General features: G+C 57.3%; 18 protein-coding genes and 1 pseudogene. 4 read left to right on the top strand and 15 right to left on the bottom strand.

Annotation, left to right across the window (positions count from 1 at the left end):
• Window positions 1-87 precede the first annotated feature (87 nt).
• On the top strand, window positions 88-999 hold the full coding sequence (locus ISP18_RS04890; protein ID WP_380017561.1) for a LysR family transcriptional regulator: 912 nt from the start codon (window positions 88-90) through the stop codon (window positions 997-999).
• Between the two features lie 11 nt (window positions 1,000-1,010).
• Here ISP18_RS04890 and ISP18_RS04895 read toward each other — a convergent pair whose 3' ends face one another.
• The 11 genes from ISP18_RS04895 to ISP18_RS04945 all read right to left on the bottom strand — a co-directional run bounded on the left by ISP18_RS04895 (window position 1,011) and on the right by ISP18_RS04945 (window position 10,489).
• Window positions 1,011-1,985, bottom strand: coding sequence for a TolB family protein (locus ISP18_RS04895; protein WP_380017563.1), 975 nt, complete (start codon window positions 1,983-1,985; stop codon window positions 1,011-1,013).
• A gap of 160 nt (window positions 1,986-2,145) precedes the next feature.
• Complete coding sequence (locus ISP18_RS04900; RefSeq protein WP_380017565.1) at window positions 2,146-2,910, bottom strand: LytR/AlgR family response regulator transcription factor; 765 nt, start codon at window positions 2,908-2,910, stop codon at window positions 2,146-2,148.
• Entirely contained in the window at window positions 2,907-4,004 is a 1,098-nt protein-coding gene (locus ISP18_RS04905) for a sensor histidine kinase (RefSeq protein WP_380017567.1), read from the bottom strand. Before ISP18_RS04905 ends, ISP18_RS04900 begins: the two co-directional genes overlap by 4 nt.
• A gap of 339 nt (window positions 4,005-4,343) precedes the next feature.
• The gene (locus tag ISP18_RS04910) at window positions 4,344-4,769 is read right to left on the bottom strand and encodes a DUF1801 domain-containing protein (RefSeq protein WP_380017569.1); all 426 of its coding nucleotides are present in this window, start codon (window positions 4,767-4,769) and stop codon (window positions 4,344-4,346) included.
• Between the two features lie 61 nt (window positions 4,770-4,830).
• A complete protein-coding gene (locus ISP18_RS04915) occupies window positions 4,831-5,241 on the bottom strand; it encodes a VOC family protein (RefSeq protein WP_380017571.1) in 411 nt (136 codons plus the stop codon).
• A gap of 33 nt (window positions 5,242-5,274) precedes the next feature.
• Window positions 5,275-5,814, bottom strand: a complete 540-nt coding sequence (locus ISP18_RS04920) for a helix-turn-helix transcriptional regulator (protein ID WP_380017573.1) — start codon at window positions 5,812-5,814, stop codon at window positions 5,275-5,277.
• A 128-nt stretch (window positions 5,815-5,942) separates the two neighbouring features.
• Entirely contained in the window at window positions 5,943-7,049 is a 1,107-nt protein-coding gene (locus ISP18_RS04925; protein ID WP_380017575.1) for an alpha/beta hydrolase, read from the bottom strand.
• 110 nt (window positions 7,050-7,159) lie between these two features.
• The gene (locus ISP18_RS04930) at window positions 7,160-7,705 is read right to left on the bottom strand and encodes a hypothetical protein (RefSeq protein ID WP_380017577.1); all 546 of its coding nucleotides are present in this window, start codon (window positions 7,703-7,705) and stop codon (window positions 7,160-7,162) included.
• Between the two features lie 281 nt (window positions 7,706-7,986).
• Window positions 7,987-8,823: a LytR/AlgR family response regulator transcription factor gene (locus ISP18_RS04935; RefSeq protein WP_404559246.1), complete on the bottom strand. Its 837-nt coding sequence runs from the start codon at window positions 8,821-8,823 to the stop codon at window positions 7,987-7,989.
• Window positions 8,759-9,769: a sensor histidine kinase gene (locus ISP18_RS04940; protein WP_380017581.1), complete on the bottom strand. Its 1,011-nt coding sequence runs from the start codon at window positions 9,767-9,769 to the stop codon at window positions 8,759-8,761. The genes ISP18_RS04935 and ISP18_RS04940 overlap by 65 nt, the downstream gene beginning before the upstream one ends.
• A gap of 207 nt (window positions 9,770-9,976) precedes the next feature.
• A complete protein-coding gene (locus ISP18_RS04945; RefSeq protein WP_380017583.1) occupies window positions 9,977-10,489 on the bottom strand; it encodes a YybH family protein in 513 nt (170 codons plus the stop codon).
• A gap of 136 nt (window positions 10,490-10,625) precedes the next feature.
• Here ISP18_RS04945 and ISP18_RS04950 point away from each other — a divergent pair, with 136 nt between their 5' ends.
• From ISP18_RS04950 to ISP18_RS04960, 3 genes are all read left to right on the top strand, one after another.
• Window positions 10,626-10,910: a hypothetical protein gene (locus ISP18_RS04950; RefSeq protein ID WP_380017585.1), complete on the top strand. Its 285-nt coding sequence runs from the start codon at window positions 10,626-10,628 to the stop codon at window positions 10,908-10,910.
• 110 nt (window positions 10,911-11,020) lie between these two features.
• Window positions 11,021-12,181, top strand: a complete 1,161-nt coding sequence (locus ISP18_RS04955) for a family 16 glycoside hydrolase (RefSeq protein ID WP_380017587.1) — start codon at window positions 11,021-11,023, stop codon at window positions 12,179-12,181.
• Window positions 12,182-12,390: 209 nt separating this feature from the next.
• Window positions 12,391-13,305, top strand: coding sequence for an IS110 family RNA-guided transposase (locus tag ISP18_RS04960; protein ID WP_380017589.1), 915 nt, complete (start codon window positions 12,391-12,393; stop codon window positions 13,303-13,305).
• A 383-nt stretch (window positions 13,306-13,688) separates the two neighbouring features.
• Here ISP18_RS04960 and ISP18_RS04965 read toward each other — a convergent pair whose 3' ends face one another.
• The 4 genes and pseudogenes from ISP18_RS04965 to ISP18_RS04980 all read right to left on the bottom strand — a co-directional run.
• The gene (locus ISP18_RS04965; RefSeq protein ID WP_380017590.1) at window positions 13,689-14,099 is read right to left on the bottom strand and encodes a hypothetical protein; all 411 of its coding nucleotides are present in this window, start codon (window positions 14,097-14,099) and stop codon (window positions 13,689-13,691) included.
• A gap of 9 nt (window positions 14,100-14,108) precedes the next feature.
• Window positions 14,109-15,107: an RHS repeat domain-containing protein gene (locus ISP18_RS04970; protein WP_380017591.1), complete on the bottom strand. Its 999-nt coding sequence runs from the start codon at window positions 15,105-15,107 to the stop codon at window positions 14,109-14,111.
• Between the two features lie 102 nt (window positions 15,108-15,209).
• Entirely contained in the window at window positions 15,210-16,319 is a 1,110-nt protein-coding gene (locus ISP18_RS04975; protein ID WP_380017592.1) for an FG-GAP repeat domain-containing protein, read from the bottom strand.
• A 200-nt stretch (window positions 16,320-16,519) separates the two neighbouring features.
• Window positions 16,520-16,956 (bottom strand): annotated as a pseudogene (locus ISP18_RS04980) (hypothetical protein); the annotation flags it as partial.

The following is a 16,956-nucleotide window of genomic DNA, read 5'->3' on the forward strand; positions in this document are numbered from 1 at the left end:
GAATCGGCAACAGCCTGGTTTATCCGTACGCAATATACGGTTCGCCGAGTCATGCGATTAGATGGTAGTTTTCGCATGAACTTGTGAATGAGATTCAGCAATATGGCGCGAACGAACCTCAATGACCTCGCCGCGTTTGTCATGGTCGCCAACGAGCGCAGCTTTACGCGCGCGGCCGCCAAGCTAGGGATCTCTCCATCCGCATTAAGTCACTGCATGCGTACGCTCGAAGAGCGGCTGGGCGTTCGGCTGCTAACTCGTACAACGCGCAGCGTCACGCCGACAGAGGCGGGTGAACGCCTTCTTCGTACCTTGGCTCCCCGCTTTGAGGAAATCGACTACGAGCTTGCAGCGCTGAGTGATTTGCGCGAAAAGCCAGCCGGCAATATCCGCATCACCACGGACGAGTACGCGGCCAACACGGTGCTCTGGCCCGTGTTGCGCAAGCTTCTACCGGACTACCCAGATATACATGTGGAGATCGTCATCGACTACGGACTGACCGATATCGTTGCGGAACACTATGACGCTGGGGTGCGGCTCGGCGGGATGGTGGCCAAAGACATGATCGCCATGCCAATCGGGCCGGATATGCGGATGGCGACTGTCGCTGCGCCCTCTTACTTTGCCCATTGCAAAAAACCACGGACTCCGCAGGATCTGACAAGCCACCGTTGCATCAATCTTCGCCTGCCGACTCACGGCGGACTCTACGCGTGGGAGTTCGAGAAGAATGGCAAGGAACTGCGCGTGCGTGTCGACGGACAGCTGACTTTCAACAGTGGTAGTTCGATGCTGCAAGCCTCGCTAGATGGCTTCGGCATAACGTACTTGCCCGAGGGACATGTTCAGCCCTATCTGGCCAGTGGCCAACTTGTGCAAGTACTCTCGGACTGGACGCCGCCCTACTCCGGATACCACCTCTACTACCCAAGCCGTCGCCAGCCAACGTCCGCTTTCAGCATTATCATGGGGGCACTTCGCTACCGCGGCTATTGAGCGTCACCGCATCAATCCTTGATGCCGTGCGCACGAAGCACGTCGGCGATATCCACACGCCAGATATCGCGCGAGCCGTTGAGTGGACCGCTCAGCCTCTTCTGCAACGAGGCCGCAGTGTCGCGCGGTTTGGGAAAGCGCACATCTTCCTGGCGATTGCTGGATACGTATAGCTCGCCGAATTGACGGCCAAGCGTCGGTGCGTTTTCCAGGCTTTTGGTGTTCACATCACCGCCCAGGTGCTCCGGCTTGCTCCAGCTTCCATCGGCCTTGCGAAAAGCGATGTAGATATCGGCACGACCCAGCGAGTCGCCTTCATTGCCGGCAAACAGCAGGAAGCGGCCTTGCGGATCGATGCACGGATCCATGCGGTTGTGCGATGTATCGCCCAGCTCCACTCGCTGCGGCGTGGAGTATGCGCTGCCCGCCGGATGCACCACGTAGATCTGGTAGAGGTCGCCGGAGTCCGGGCGGTGCGCGGAGAAATAGATATCGCCGTTCGCCGCCAGCGACGGGTTGTAGAGCATGGCGCCGTCGTTGAGTGCACCGTCCACATGCACCGGTTCGCCCAAGTGTCCATTCGCCTGCTGTTCGACGTACCACAGGTTGGTTCCCGCGAAAGTCTGACCGAGCATCTTGGCGGTCAACGGCGGATCGCCGGCATGCACGGGCCGATTGGAAACAAAGTACAGGCGCTTGCCGTCCGGCGTGTAGGCCGGCTCGGAATCGTGCCATTGCCCGGAGAATGACGCCACCTCCGGCATCGTCCAACTGTTGCCATGACGACGCGAAACCATGATGGTGTCGTCCGTTTCGGCGAGGTCTGAGCGCATGAAATACAGCGTTTCGCCATCCGGCGAAAATGCGGCAGTGGTTTCTTGCATGCCCGTGGAAATCACGCCGGGACCAAGCAACTCGGCGGCATCCACTGCCCCTGCGCAACCCAGCGCGAAAGCCATGGCCAAGGCGATTGTGCGCAACTTCATAGTTTTCTCTCCGTTGAATGGAGGTCGATGCGACCCGCCATCATGATCGGGAAGGCCATGCCTGCGCGCCGGTGGTTTGTGACAAGCGGCCACATCCGTATGACGAGCGGTCGCGTACGCGCGTAGCCGGTCCAGGACATGTAGGGATGCGCTGAATTAATCAGAGCATCCCTAGCGCGTGTCGCGCGTGAGTGCGGAAGCGCCGACTCAGGCTGAGGTGGGTACCGTTATGCAGCACTACTTCGGCGCCGCCCTGAAAAAGCGGATGGATTTCGCGAATGCGCTCGACATTCACCAGCGTGCCGCGGTGAATGCGCAGGAAACGCGAAGGATCCAGCGTATCCAACAGATGTCGCAGCGTTTCGCGATGCAGATAGCTGGTGCAGCCTACATGGATCTGCACGTAATTTCCGTCGGCACGAATCCAGTCGATGTCCTGGACAGCTATGACCCGGATATTTTCGCCGGTGCGTACGCTGATGCGTTGTGCGTATTTTGGCGCAAGTGACGGGTTCGGTGTCGAAAGCATCTTTTCAGTGCGTGCGTGCAAACCCATCCATTGCTTTCGCACGCGTGCCATCGTCTGATCGAAGCGCTCCTGTTTGATCGGCTTCAGCACATAATCCAGCGCGTTGGCATCGAACGCACGCAGCGCGTGCTGACCGTAGGCGGTAGCAAATACCACCATCGGCAACGCATCCGGCTGCAGGCGGTGCAACAGTTTGAAGCCATCCGCGCCGGGCATGCGGATATCCAGGAAAATCAGCGCCGGCTCAAGCGCGGCAATCGCTTGCAAAGCCTCTGCAGCGTTGCCGCACTCGCCCACGATCTCGACATCCGGATGCGTGGCCAGCGCCTGACGCAGGGCAAGCCGCGCGAGTACTTCATCGTCAACTAACAAGGTGCGGATCGGCGGCATGTTCATGCGGCGGCCTCCGTTACATACTCGCGAAAGGGAAAGCGAAGTTCCACGCGGGTGCCGCCTTCTGCCTTGCTTGCCAGCGCAACGCTGGCGGCTTCACCGAATAGCACCTGCAAGCGCGCACGCGTATTGCTCAATCCCAACCCTTCGGAAACGCCTTCCGGCAGGCCAAGCCCGTCATCGTCCACGCGCAGATACAACTCACCGCCTTCGCGGCGGCTCACAATGCGCAACTGGCCCTGCTCGGGTTTGTCCTGCAGGCCGTGCTTCAAAGCGTTCTCCACCAGCGGCTGCAAAATCATGCTTGGCACGGAGGCATGCAGCGTGTCCATCGCCACATCAAGACTAGTGCTCAGTCGGTCCTGAAAGCGTACTTCCTGGATAGCCAGATAACAGCTCAACAGTTCCAATTCGCGGGACAGCGGCACCTCCAGCGCGTGGCTTTCCTCCAAGGTGAGGCGCAACAAGTCGCCTAGGCGGCCGATCATCAGGCGCGCCTGCATCGGCTCGGACAACACAAGTGCGGAAATCGCATTGAGCGTATTGAACAGAAAGTGTGGCTGCAACTGCACGCGCAGTGTGCGCAGCTGCGATTGCACCAGCTGCGACTCCAGTTGCACACGGCGCAGGCGTTCGTCGCGCAGGCGGCGTTGCGAATCCAGCCCGCGCAGTATCACCAGGATGACCCAGTAGATCAGCAGATCGAAGTGATAGTCGAAAGCGAACTGCATGCGAAGGAACGCGCCGAATGTCGTAACCGGCATTCGCCCCGGCCCGCATGCCACCCAGTAAATCGACAGATGCACCACCGTATGCGCTAGCGCCAGGCCCAGGCTGGCGGGCACCTGCACAACAGCGAAGTGTCGCCAGCTTTCACCTGCACTCTGCCGGCCGAGCCACGCGATCAGCGGCACCATTGCCATCCACAGATAGAAATCGGCGAAGTTCCACACCAGCGCACGTGACCAGTCCGGTGCCCGACCTTCACTGATCGAAGACAATCCCCCGCTAAGCGCGTACGACAAGGCGATCAGGGTCCAGAACCCTAGCAGCAAGACCGGCATCGCGAGCCGGCGTGGCGTAGCGCGTGCGGACATCTCATCCCCATCGGTGGCCGTGGCAAACAAACTTCGCCGGGGCAGCGTATGGCGCCGGACAGGTGCGCGAAAGTGTCTCTCGGCCTAGTGCGGGGTGGCTGTCATCGGGCAGCCGTTGGAAAACGGCGGATGCGCAGTTTCATACCGTATGTGCTCCCTCTCCCCTCCGGGGAGAGGGTTGGGGTGAGGGGGCAATCTCGCGATGAGCTGCTTTGTTGCATGAAAGATTCGAAGCAAGGTTGGCGCAGGCCATGACGGTTGTGGCAAGCCCGTCCCCTCACCCTAACCCTCTCCCCGGAGGGGAGAGGAAACTGTTCAAGGTACAGTTGAGCTTCGCTGCTAATGAGCTGCCTTTTTACTTTTTTGCACCTTCGCTCGAGTACCCGCAGGCGCTTTCTTCTTCAATCTGCCCTGGTTGTACTCAATAGCGGCACGGATGAGATCTTTCAGCGCACGCGCATTGATTTTATCGCCCTCGAAAAAATCAATCGCTCGTCTCGCGTTGCCTTCCAAGCCCGCGTTGAAGAGCTTGTCAGGATCAGGGAGGCTCGCCCCATACATAAAGGTTAGCTTCACCTTGCCCTTGTGGGCGTTGCCCACCGCGATGATGCCATCGCGATACCACACTGGGCTTGCCATCCACTTCCATTCCTCGATGATCTCCCGATCGGCATCAAGGATGATCTTGCGGACGCTGGCGAACGTTTTGCCACGCCAATCCGTGATATCTGCGATCAACTGATCGATGCGTTCCGATGGATTCATGGTTCAGGCCTCGAATCGTTTCCATTTGACAGTGCCATCCGTGCAGCAGTCCACAACCGACTCAGCGCAGTTGCTGGATACGGATCATGTTGCCCGCGGGATCGCGCACGGCGCAGTCGCGCACTCCATATGGCTGCTCAGTCGGTTCCTGCACGACCTCGGCTTCGCTGGCCTGCAGTCGCTCGAAGGTGCCGTCGAGGTCCTTGGTGGCCAGCAGGATCATGGCGTAGGTGCCCTTGGCCATCATTTCGGTGATAGTGCGGCGCTCGTCGTCAGTGATGCCGGGATAGGCGGCGGGCGGCGCCAGAACAATGGATGTGCCCGGCTGGCCGGCGGGGCCGATCGTGATCCAGCGCATCCCGCTGTATCCGACGTCGTTGCGGACTTCGAAGCCGAGGGTATCGCGATAGAAAGCCAGGGAGGCGTCCGGGTCGTTGTGCGGGAGAAAGCTCGCGTGAATGGTGATGTCCATGATGATCCCAAGTGATTGGTGATGAAGGAGCGGTCAGTCTAGTTGCGGCTCGGTGACCGGCGCTTCTCGATTCCTGATCGGTCGCGTGACTTGTTTCGACACGCACGACGGCATCCCCACGGTCGCGTGCGCTTCCTGGCGCTGATAGGTGCTGGGCGGCATACCGACCAGCTCGGTGAAGCGCGTGCTGAAGGTGCCCAGTGATGAGCAGCCGACCGCGAAGCAGACGTCGGTAACGCTGAGGTCGCCGCGACGCAGCAGCGCCATCGCACGCTCGATGCGCCGCGTCATCAGGTAGCTGTATGGCGATTCGCCAAAGGCGAGCCGGAACTGGCGGCTGAGGTGCCCGGCCGACATGTTCGCGCCACGGGCAAGCGCTTCGACGTCCAGCGGCTGCGCGTACTCCCGGTCGATCCGGTCACGAACGCGGCGTAGCCGTGCGAGGTCGCGCAGATGCTGCGCTGCGGCGGGTTTGCTTGTCATCTGCATGATCGTGTCATGTCGCGCCGGAGTGCTCAAGGCCATCATCATCACAGCGCTCAAGACCACGGATGTCACGACGCTATGCGTCATGCAAGAAAATCGGGGTCGGGCTGCACATTTCATGCCTTTGGCACTACAGCTCGTGATTGTCATCGCGGCTTAGTCGATTCTGACCTTGGTTTCGCTTAGATCTTGGAAGCAGGACGAGAACTTCAAGTCTATTTTTTTGCATCCGACGCAATCGTTCGTGACTCGATTTGTTTCCGAGCTTTCCCGACTAACTCCGTCATCGCATGCACGACTACATCTGGACGGGATGTTTGGATATATTCTGTGCGACTGTTTGCGAGGATTTGTTTACCTTGTGTAGAGTGAGAAGCCAAGGCGGCCTGATTCGCCAGCATGGCCTTGCCCACTTTTGTTCGTTCTTGAGGAGGAAGCATTCCTAGCTCATCGATTCCGCTCAACACAATGAGCGGCTTGTCGCCAAAATCGAAGTGGACGCGCTGAAAAGCCAGCTCAGCCTTTGATAAGCCACCATCTGGTGCCGGATTAGTATCCAAGTCCTCTGTCAAAATGGCTTCCTGCTCGGAGGGCCGTGCCAGTTGTGCGTTTAGCAATCGGTGAAGCACAGGATCAGCATTCGGCGGGTCATCCATGCACTTCGGATAACGTGCGGGGGTACGTGCCAGATCGCCGCTCTGCGCCAGGGAGAAACAAAGGCGTGCTTGATTCATATCGCTCTGATCACCGGCACGCCATTTGTTTAGCCAAGGCTGATCAAGCACTTTCGTCGCTGCCATATCAAGACCAGGACTATCTGGGTCAATCAAAACCAGGCCTGCGACATCTTCCGGATAGTCGGCCGCATAGAAGGTGACGTACAAACCCCCGTCGGAATGGCCGGCCAAGACAACCGGCAACGGTATGGCCTCCTGCCTAATCAGCGCGTGCAGATCGTTTACGACATGAGAGACCGTAGTGGGACTATCCGAAGGGTCACTGAACCCCATCCCCGCTCGGTCATAACTACAGACTCGCGTGACAGCGGCCAAACGCCCCTGCACGCGCCGGAAGCTCAGACTGTCGTCACCGCCACCCGCCTCAAAGATGACGACTGGTGTGCCGGCCCCCACACAAAATAGGTTCAAACGGCGCCCATCGGGCAGAGCGACCAGCGTCTGAGCGTGCTCATAAGCCGCCAATGGCACGTCAGTTAGTACAGTTTGATGGGTGGCAGCAGCGACCTCGGGCCCCACAGACCATAGCGCGCCCCATAAGACAACTACTACGGCCGAACGCCACTTCCTCAGAATATTGAACATCCATTTTCCCCTGTCGTCAGTGTTTTCACACAATGCCATCAACGGCTGCTTTTGGAGGCGGAAGTGGACATTTCCATATCGATCCGAGCGCCTCGTCGCATTGAGTCAACTTACTTCGCAGTCGACCGGATGTTTATTGAATACACGATGGAAGTAATTTTCCATGCGTCCTTAGTATCGACCAGCGTCCAAAATGTGTGCCCATAGCCTTGGGGAATTTCATAGTCATATTCGATGCTCGCCACGGCGCCATCAGTATGAATCGTCAAATTGGACATTTTCTCTGCTGTTGCTTTCGCTGAAGTATCGGCAACCGACTGATCCTTCGCATTGGATGGATACAGCTTTGGTGCTTTCCCATTGCTTGCCTCCGTCATTCGCGCGAATGAGGGAGGTGACACCGATCCAGTGACTGGAACGTTTTCGTCATAGTAGAAACGCAATAGAGCAGACGTATCTTTTTTCACCGTGGCTAGATTGTACGCGGCCGCCAATTTCCTCAGCTGAGCGATCGCATCGGGAGGCCCTACATCATGCATTTGGACACTGGCACCTTTCACGGATGCGTCAGGTTGACGCGTATCGGGCTGGGTGGCTTGCTGCGCTTGCACGCTTGTTGCAGCTAAAGTGAGAGTGAAGAGTGCGGCGAGCTTCATGCGATCCCCCTTTTGTCGTTAACCAGCCTCAAGCCGAGGCTAAGCCAGATCAGTGACCGGTTGAGCGATCGCAAGTTCCGCTTGTAGATACCTGCTTCGGGCCGAAAGCGAACACTGTGGTGATTCCGCTACGCCATGGGTAGACAGCAACATCAGCGTGAGCAAGCCCAGTACGGACGGCGACAAACCCTCATTTTCTCTAGCTCCGAGTGATGCCGGACCGGCGCCATAAAGGGAGAATTTGCGATGTCGGATACGTCACCTCGTCGAGCGCGTACGCGTTACAAGGGCTGCCCAAGCCGAGCCTCAAGCAAAGGTCGAAACGTGCGACTGACATGGACACGGTGGCCGCCACGCAAGACGAGATCGAATTCTCCGTGCGTGGCCGGCTCCAAATGCAGAATGCTGTCGATGTTGACGACGGTCGAGCGATGCACGCGAACGAAGCGGCGCGGATCGAGCCGTCCGACGAGTTCGCCGAGGGCAGCTCGATGGATGATGCGTTCACGCCCCACGTGCAATGCCACGTAGATGCCCGCACTTTCGATGCAGTCGATCGATTCGACGCGGATCAGATCGGTCTTGTCGCGTTCCCGAATGACGATGCGATCGAGAAACGGTTTGTCCAGGTGGTGGTTATCGAGCAGCTTGAGCACGCTCTGGCCGAATTCGCGCACGTACTTATCGTCCAAGCGCGCCTTTGCGCGGGAGAAAGCGGCCTCCATGCGCTCGTCGCCGTATGGCTTGAGCACATAGTCGATGGCGGCCGATTCGAAGGCACGCACGGCATGCTGATCGAAGGCCGTCACAAATACCGTTACGGGCATGCGCTCGATGCCGATCGTATCGATCACGCCCAGGCCGTCGAGCCCCGGCATTTGAACGTCTAAAAAAACGACGTCGGGCTGCTTTTGCAGGATCGCTTCGACGGCGTCCAGCCCATTCTCGGCTTCCATCATTTCGCCGACGTCGGGATCGTTGTCCATTAATTCGCGCAGACGTTGGCGCGCCGGCTGCTCGTCGTCGACGATAAGAACCCGATAAGTATGTCTCTCACTCATTGCCATGCGCCCCCGCCGCGCGCGTGGGTATCGAGACACGAACACGCGTGCCGCCACCTTCGCGTGGATCGATCTGGAGACCTGCATCTTGCGTGGGATGGAGCGTGGCGATGCGCTCGCGGGTGACGCCTAGCCCCAATCCAACGCGGTCGTCCGTCCAGTTATCGCCAAGTCCGACGCCATCGTCCTCGACGGTGATGCACAACATGGCATCGTCGATCGTCGCCTGTACCCAAACGGTGCCGCCGCCCGGTCGCGGCGACAATCCGTGGCGAACCGCGTTTTCGACCAGTGGTTGCAAGATAAGGCTTGGCACCATGACATCGTAAGCAGACGCGGGGACGTCGACGACGACATGCAAGCTATCGCCAAAGCGCGTCTTCTGGATGGCGAGGTAATGGCCGAGGAATTCCAGCTCCTCGCTGAGGTGTACCTGCTGCCGACGTCCGGACTCCAGCGAAAGACGCAGTAGATCGCCCAATTGCTCGATCATTCCACGCGCAAGCTTGGGCTGACTTACGACAAGAGAGGATATGGTATTCAGCGCATTGAAAAGAAAGTGCGGATCGAGCTGCATGCGCAGGACATTCAAACGCGCTTCGGAAAAATTGCGTTCCAGCCGTTCGAGCCTTAGCTGCGAAGCAAGATAGTGCTGACTGTATTGCACCGCTTGCCAACCGCCGACCACGAGCAGGTAGACCAGGAGGCTCCATAAGAAGCCACCCTTCAGGGCCTCATACAAGGGACCGAGGCCAATTGCGTCTGGCCATGCCATCGCACCCAGCATCACCTTAAGCAGCGCAGCGACATAGCTGTAAACCAAGGTGGCTGGAATGCCGATAGCAATCTGGACGGCGAGTCGCGTTCCCAGGCGGTTCACTGCGATGGGTAGGCGTCGATCCACCGCAATAATCGCCGGAACCAGCAATCCCCATGCCCACCACTCCGCCAACGAGGCGCGCAACACGAACCACCATGCCGCGTTCGACGCAAAACGCGGCATCGCGAAAACGACACCGACGGCCGTCCAGGCTAGCAGGGAGATAAGTGCCAGACGCAGTCTGGAATAAGAGCCGGTTTCCCTACGCCGAGCTTGGTTCCAAATCGGGCGCACCATCATCCTCACAAGTTTCGCCGAACGCGCATGCCATCCTACACGTGGGCACCGATCGATGCCCACGCTACCCAATTCGGCGAACGCTTGATCGGTTCACACCGCTCCGGGATTTGACGAATAAGTGATGATGACGATGCGCCAGCCATCCACCGTTTTGACCAGTTGCCATGTTTCGTCGCCGCGGTTCTCCACCTTGCCATCGATGACATACTCGAAGTGAAAATAGACCGAGGCCACCGTACCATCGCTCGTAATACGAACGTCGGTATGGCGTGGATCGAGGTCCGATTTTGTGCTCGATACGAAGGCGGCATAATCCCGATAACTGCTGACGCGGACTTTCTGCGCCGAGGCGTTCTTCGCCCGCGCGGCGGCAAACGTCTTGTCGGACAGTACGTTCACCAACGTGCTTCCGTGGTCGAAAAAGAGTTCGGAAACGCTTTTGCCGTCATGCGTGGCTACGGCATGATGGTAGGCTTCCATGACGCGCTGGATGTCGGCCACATCTTGCGATGCCGTACCAGTGGAGCCGTCGGATCGATCCATTGCAGTGACGTTGCTACCGAGCAGCAGAAGAATGGCCCCGATAAAAATAATCTTTTTCATAAATGCCTCATTGAATGGACGCGCACGCCGACGCCCAAAAAGATAGGTTTTCCTAAGGGTGGCAGGGACGTAAATGTTGCGAACTGGCGCAGTGGCGTCCTCAAGTGGTCAAGGGTCGACACCAAGCGGACGATGCGTGTCGCCCATCACTTTGAAAGTGATGCCGATCTTTACGGTGAAAATTCAACACTCCCAAATCCGTCGTCCCGGCGAGGCGCTTTACAACAGCGAAGCTGGTCAAGCCGGACGTAGCGCGAAGCGCGAAGAACGTCCGAAGGACGGCCCCGAAGGGGTGAGCGGAGCGAATCATCCAGTGTCTTTGACGATGTTCAAGTCGCTGGGTCCCGGCCTTCGCCGGGACGACGAACATTTAGGTATTTCGGTGAGCCGGGCAAAATTTTCCCCGGACAGCGATGATTAGACACGCTAATCTGCCGTCTCGACACGCTCTCGATCCGCTTCGCATCGTCTCGCGAGACGCCGGCGGAACACGCCGCTAGGGTGCACGCACGTAACCTGCGGTAGATACCCATGCAAAAACGATTTATTCGTTCGGTCTGTGCGCTCAGTGTTTTGGGCGCCGCATCAGCCTTCGCTTCGACCGTCACGCCCTTGCCGATTCCATTGGTAGCCGACAACTGGCAGGCAAGCGGCAATGCGACATTCATCGCTAGGGAAGCCTTCCCGCACGGCATCCTTCAGGTGACCTCCGAGAGTGAGGAGGGCTTTGTTGCGCTGAAAGACAAGCACTTCGACAACGGCACCATCGAGTTCGACATCAAGCCCGTTGGCGAAGAAATGCCGGGCATTCGTTTTCACCAGAAAGACGGTGACAACGCCGACATGCTCTATATCCGGGTCAGCACCGACTGCCCTGCATCCCAGGACTGCCTGCAGTATGTTCCCATCATCAAAGGCCGTGTGCTGTGGGACGTCTATCCGCAGTATCAAGCGTCAGCGCCCTTCCGCGAAAACGAATGGAATCACATCAAGCTCATCGTTTCAGGCAAACGTATGAACGTATACGTGAACGGACGAACGGAACCATCGCTACGCGTCACGCATCTGGAAGGCGATGCGAGCACCGGAATCATCTCGTTCGAGGGCACCGCTTACTACGCCAACCTGACACTTGCGCCGGGTGTGACCGATGGTCTCGACCCAAAACCTCCGGCGGACCCTGCCGCAGGCGATCGTCGCTACCTTGCTCGATGGCAATACACCGATCCCGTATCCATGAACACCACGGACCATCTCAGTCTGTCGAACATGCCATCATCCGGCTCGCGTTGGTCGCCGGTTAAGGCCGACTACGGCGGCCTTATCAACCTAAGCCGATTTCACGCCCCGACGCCCAAGCAAGCGCCTCCGCAGGTGATCTGGCTTCGCACCACCATACAGTCCGATCGCGAACAGGTTCGACGTGTGGCAGTAGGCTGGTTGCGCGAAATATGGGTATTTGCAAACGGCAAACCCGTGTTTTCCGGCAAGAACCTTTACAACCTAAAGGGCGGCCGCAAAGCGCCCGATGGTCGCCTCTCATTAGAGAACGACGGCTTCGATCTTCCTCTGCACGAAGGCGCGAACGAGATCGTCGTGGCCATCAATGGCAACACACCCGACATGAAAGGACGTTACGGTTGGGGTTTCATCATGCGCATGGATCAAGCAGAGAACATTACGGAAAAATAAGATCAGGACTCGGTCACTCTGAAAACTCATGTCGCCGCCTCCCGCGCGAAGCGGTACGTTCGAGACCACCACAGTTTCGACGATCGCCCAGCGACAGGAGGCAGCGATGTCACTTTACGCAGCTATTGATCTGCATTCCAGCAACAGTGTGTTGGCCATCATGGACGGGGGACGGCAAGGCGCTATGGCAGTGTCGAAGACCCAATGATTTGCCGCGGTTGTTGGAGGATCTGGCGCCGTATCAGGCGGACCTTGCTGGCATTGCCGTTGAGTCGACCTACAACTGGTATTGGCTGGTTGATGGCCTGATGGATCACGGCTATACCGTGCGTCTGGTCAACACCTCCGCCATCCCCCAGTACGACGGCCTCAAACACGGCGATGATCAGTCCGATGCGCTGCATTTGGCACAACTGATGCGACTGGGGCTGCTGCCGGAAGGCTACATTTATCCGCGCGAGCAACGCTCAACACGCGACCTGTTACGCCGTCGTTTTGCCTTGGTTCGGCAGGCGGTGACATTGATGCTCTCGATCCAATCCAGCTTCAGCCGCAGTACCGGCAAACAGCTGTCGAGCAACACTCTGCGACGGCTCACGCCCTCGCAGCTCGCCGACCTGTTTCCCGATCTTGCCACCCGCTATGGCGTGCTGATCCAGTTCAAACTCTGGCTCACGACACAAGAGCAGATCACGGCGCTGGAGCACTGGGTACGTAAAGATCTGGTACGCCCCGATCAGCTGCGTCAGCTACAGAGTGTGCCGGGCATCGGCCCGATTCTTGGCATGACGATCCTGCTGGAAAGTGGTGACATCGCACGCTTCGCCTCGGTCAGCGATTACGCCTCGTACTGTCGTATGGTCGAGAGCGTGCGACTGTCCAACGGCAAACGCAAGGGACATGGTAATCGCAAGTGTGGCAACCGCTACTTGTGTTGGGCCTTTATGGAGGCGGCGAACTTCGCCGTGCGTTTCGACCCGATGATCCGTCGTTGGTACGAGCGCAAGCGGGCGCGCAAACATCGCGTGGTAGCGATCAAGGCGGTGGCGCACAAGCTGGCACGCGCTTGCTATCACATGCTTCACGAAGCAACGCCCTTCAATGTTAAGCGCGCCTTCGCTTGAGTAGGCTGACGGTCGCAGGCCGGGACCGGGGTTTGGCTTGAAGCCAGTCCCTCTGAAAGGTCGCGACCGTCGGCACCCATGTGGGACGCAAGACCGCACGCGGACCGAGCCATCAAGAGGTGGGTGTTAAGCCCGAGACTCTGTGCAGCGTATAGCGTGCATCTGGACGGTATCCGCGATAACCGATGAGTGTTTGGTAACGATGGAGCCACTTCGCGGCTCAAACCAGAACGGTGACTGGCGCGATCTTCGCGCCGCGTGAAACGCAACGGCTTGTGGTCGGCGCCAAGACGGGCAAACCCTTCGGCTACGCCGGGGGAAGAACACGTGCGGGCCTCTTGACTCCGGCGGCGAAATGGTGACCCCTTTTATTTGCTACCCCTTTATTTGCTCGCTGGATAAGTAAGAACCATTCGGTGCAGCTTCGTGATACGAATTCCGGCGTCTCCATTCTCCAATAATATGACGGCGGCATCCATCTCTACAGAAATATCCTTGTCCGCCGTACCAGGAGCACCAACACGCATTATCGCCTGTCTAATAATAGTGGCAGCGTCATCGTCTTTTTCCGCAGGAGCAATTGCGTATCCTTCATCTGAACACTGGTCTGGCACTACGACTGTCGTGTGCATGCCATCACTAACGATTCTTCCATGAATGACTACACTTTTACCTACAAATTTTGCAGGTGAGTGCTTCGCTCCACAAATGCTCCCAGCTGAATTCGCGTGCGAGCAGGCGCAGATAACAAGTAGAAAAAACATAGCCATACACTGAAATGGTAACAACCTCATGGTTATTCCTTAATGTTGCTTCTGCCACGCTTGAACCGAGAGTTCTGAGTATTTATCTACCGCTGCTGCACGCCTAGCTTCAACTTCGCTTGCGGGCCAGTCACTTCTCCATAGCCCATATACCGAGTTCACCCCCAATCCTTGATTTACATATGACTGCAACATGTATGCGCTGTGCTCCGTGGCGTTAACAGTATCAGGTGATTCATGGATATGGTTTGCACGCCTGGTGGCGTCATCCACCCCATGCTGCCCTTCATGAGCTCCAGATGCAGCCAACTCAGCACCAGAGCCATTGTCTTCTTCCATTATCTGTTTGACATCGAAGGTAATCGTGTCTGACCCCGTGAACCTGTTATGCGAAATCTCCGCTGGATTTCCCGTGCTAGTCTTTCCTTCTTTTATGTTTACGACGTTTCCTTGAGAACCTTTCTCCCCCTTCTCACCATAGTATCCAAGTACTTTCGCGAACGCTTTTCCAATGGCCGAATCAGGAGAATATTGAGCAGCTGCCTGTTTTATCTCATTGTATGCCTTATCGAACTCTGCGCACCCACCGGACTGTTGGCAAAAATACTTTCCAAACGGGTCTACTCTCAGTACAGGGTTATCCCCGACGTAAGCAAAGCGGTTGAAATAGAAAGTATTGCCTGGTGTTGGACCTGTCGGATCAACGCTAAGGAATCGACCTGTTGCAGGATCGTAGTAGCGAGCTTGCATGTAGACTAGATTTGTCTCTGGATCATTTACATGACCCGTATACCCTGAACCATTAGGCGGATTACCCAGTGCGGTAGTGCCATATGGAGTGTAATCAAATGTCGCCGTGATGTTGCCGTTCGCATCCGCTTCCGCCAGTGGTGTCCCCTGCGGATCGGTGTACACATACGTCACCGTTCCCGCACTTTGCGCAAACGCATGCATGGTTACAGAGAGCAACCCGAATACCGCCCATCGAAGTAAAGCTCTCATCCGCTTCAAACTCTGCGACTTCTCACTGATAATCATGACATCACGTCCTTATCCATTAACTCTTGCAGCCACGCATTTAGACAATCCATCACTGGTTAGCTCAGCAGTGTAATTAATGTGTCTTTGTCTCGCATCACGTCAGCTACCCGGAACGATGCCATTAGCCATCGCCCCAATTACCTTCCAGCCGGAAGGAATGGAAAAGCTCGGACACGTGTAAGGCATCGGTGCGGGCGTGCTTTCATACCCGCTACCGCCCAATGGCGGACACACTTCAAGCTGCGCCGATCCGTGCTGGTAGATCACGCCGGTCATGTTGGTACCTCGCCCCTCGATGAGGAAACCGGCCGAACTCCATGGAAGCTGATAGCTGCTATCGAGCCACCATTCGGTGGTTTGCCACAGCGTTTGCTGACCGATCTCGTTGAAGGTGCGATCCAGTTCGAGACCAAAGGCCGTCTGGTTGGATGCGATATAGATCAGGCTCATCAGGGAGCCTTCGTAACCGCCACCCAGTGCGACCATGGAGCTGCCCGGACCGTACTTGCCGAACGAGTACGGTGTGAATTGGTTGCCCGCACTGTCCCAGATATACAGATCCTGCGCAGCGCTCGTCCAAATGATCGACACGCGATTCGATGGAGTGTAATACCCGAGCGATATCGGATAGTAACCGCAGGTGATATTGACGGTTTTCGATTCGACGTGAACGCCATTCTTCATCAACCAGTAGCCGAACTGGCATGCCGATGCGTTCAACCAGAGCAAATCGTCTTGGCCATCACCATCTACGTCCTCCGCGCCAACCAGCGTCCATCCCGACGGATAGGAGTCGATCTGCGTGGAGGTGAAACCACCCTGTCCATTGTTGGTCCACAGATAGAGATCATGATTGCTGCTGGTGAAGACCAGGTCCGCCAGGCCGTCCCCATTGAAATCGCCAACAGCGCCCACGAAATAACCCTGCGTCACGTTGTATGTGTGCGCGCTGAGCTTGGTGACGGCGCCATTCGCATCGTTGGTGTTCATCAGCCAAGATTGGAGTTGACTGGTTGTCGGATTGAACAAAAGCACATCGGACACGCCATTGCCATCCATGTCGCCGGGCACGTGTAGACCGGAGGGAACGGGTGTTGTGACGCGCAGCGCCGGCAAGGTGTCAAAGGTTATGTTCTGCGCGCAGACCACAGCTGGCCCCCATAGAGCCGTCAGAACACTTGCTACCTTCCACCACAAATGCTTACGCATATTCCCCCCAAATGATGAGCGTCCGTGATACGGCTACACGAGCTTCTATACGTACAACCTGATCAACAAGACCCTGACGCTGCCCGACACCTTTAGACATACTCGCGCAATCAGACGTATTGCTTGGGCGTCATGCATGGCGCCCAAGCAATGGCCTCACACCTCGGCGACGACCCCATCATCTCCGAGGCTACCGCACCTCACTGCCAAGCCGAACACCCGTAGCTACTGCATGCTTTCACTTGGAAGGTGCGCACGGGGCCGTAGGCATAGCCGCCTGACCAAGATGTGTTGGGTCCCGAATACATCTGCGTAGTGATGGAGCCGTTAATTTCTTGCACCACGTAATACGTTGCATTGGGCACTGCTGCCCAGGTGACCGTTGCGATTATGGTCTTGCCTGTTGAAACTTGTTTCACCGTGATGGTCGGTGCAGCGGGAATCAGCGCGACAGACTCGGTCACGACGTTACTCCAAGACCCGCACGTCGCATTACAGGCTTGCACTTGATATTGATACGTCCCGTTGCCGCGACCACTGGTGTTCCAACTCGTTGCACCACTCGACTGCACCGTGGTCCACCCCGCACCGTTGACGTTCTCCTGCAGGATGTAACTGGTCGCCGTGGCCACCCCAC

It is taken from the genome of Dyella humi (assembly GCF_044904605.1).
GTDB classification, from domain to species: domain Bacteria; phylum Pseudomonadota; class Gammaproteobacteria; order Xanthomonadales; family Rhodanobacteraceae; genus Dyella_B; species Dyella_B humi.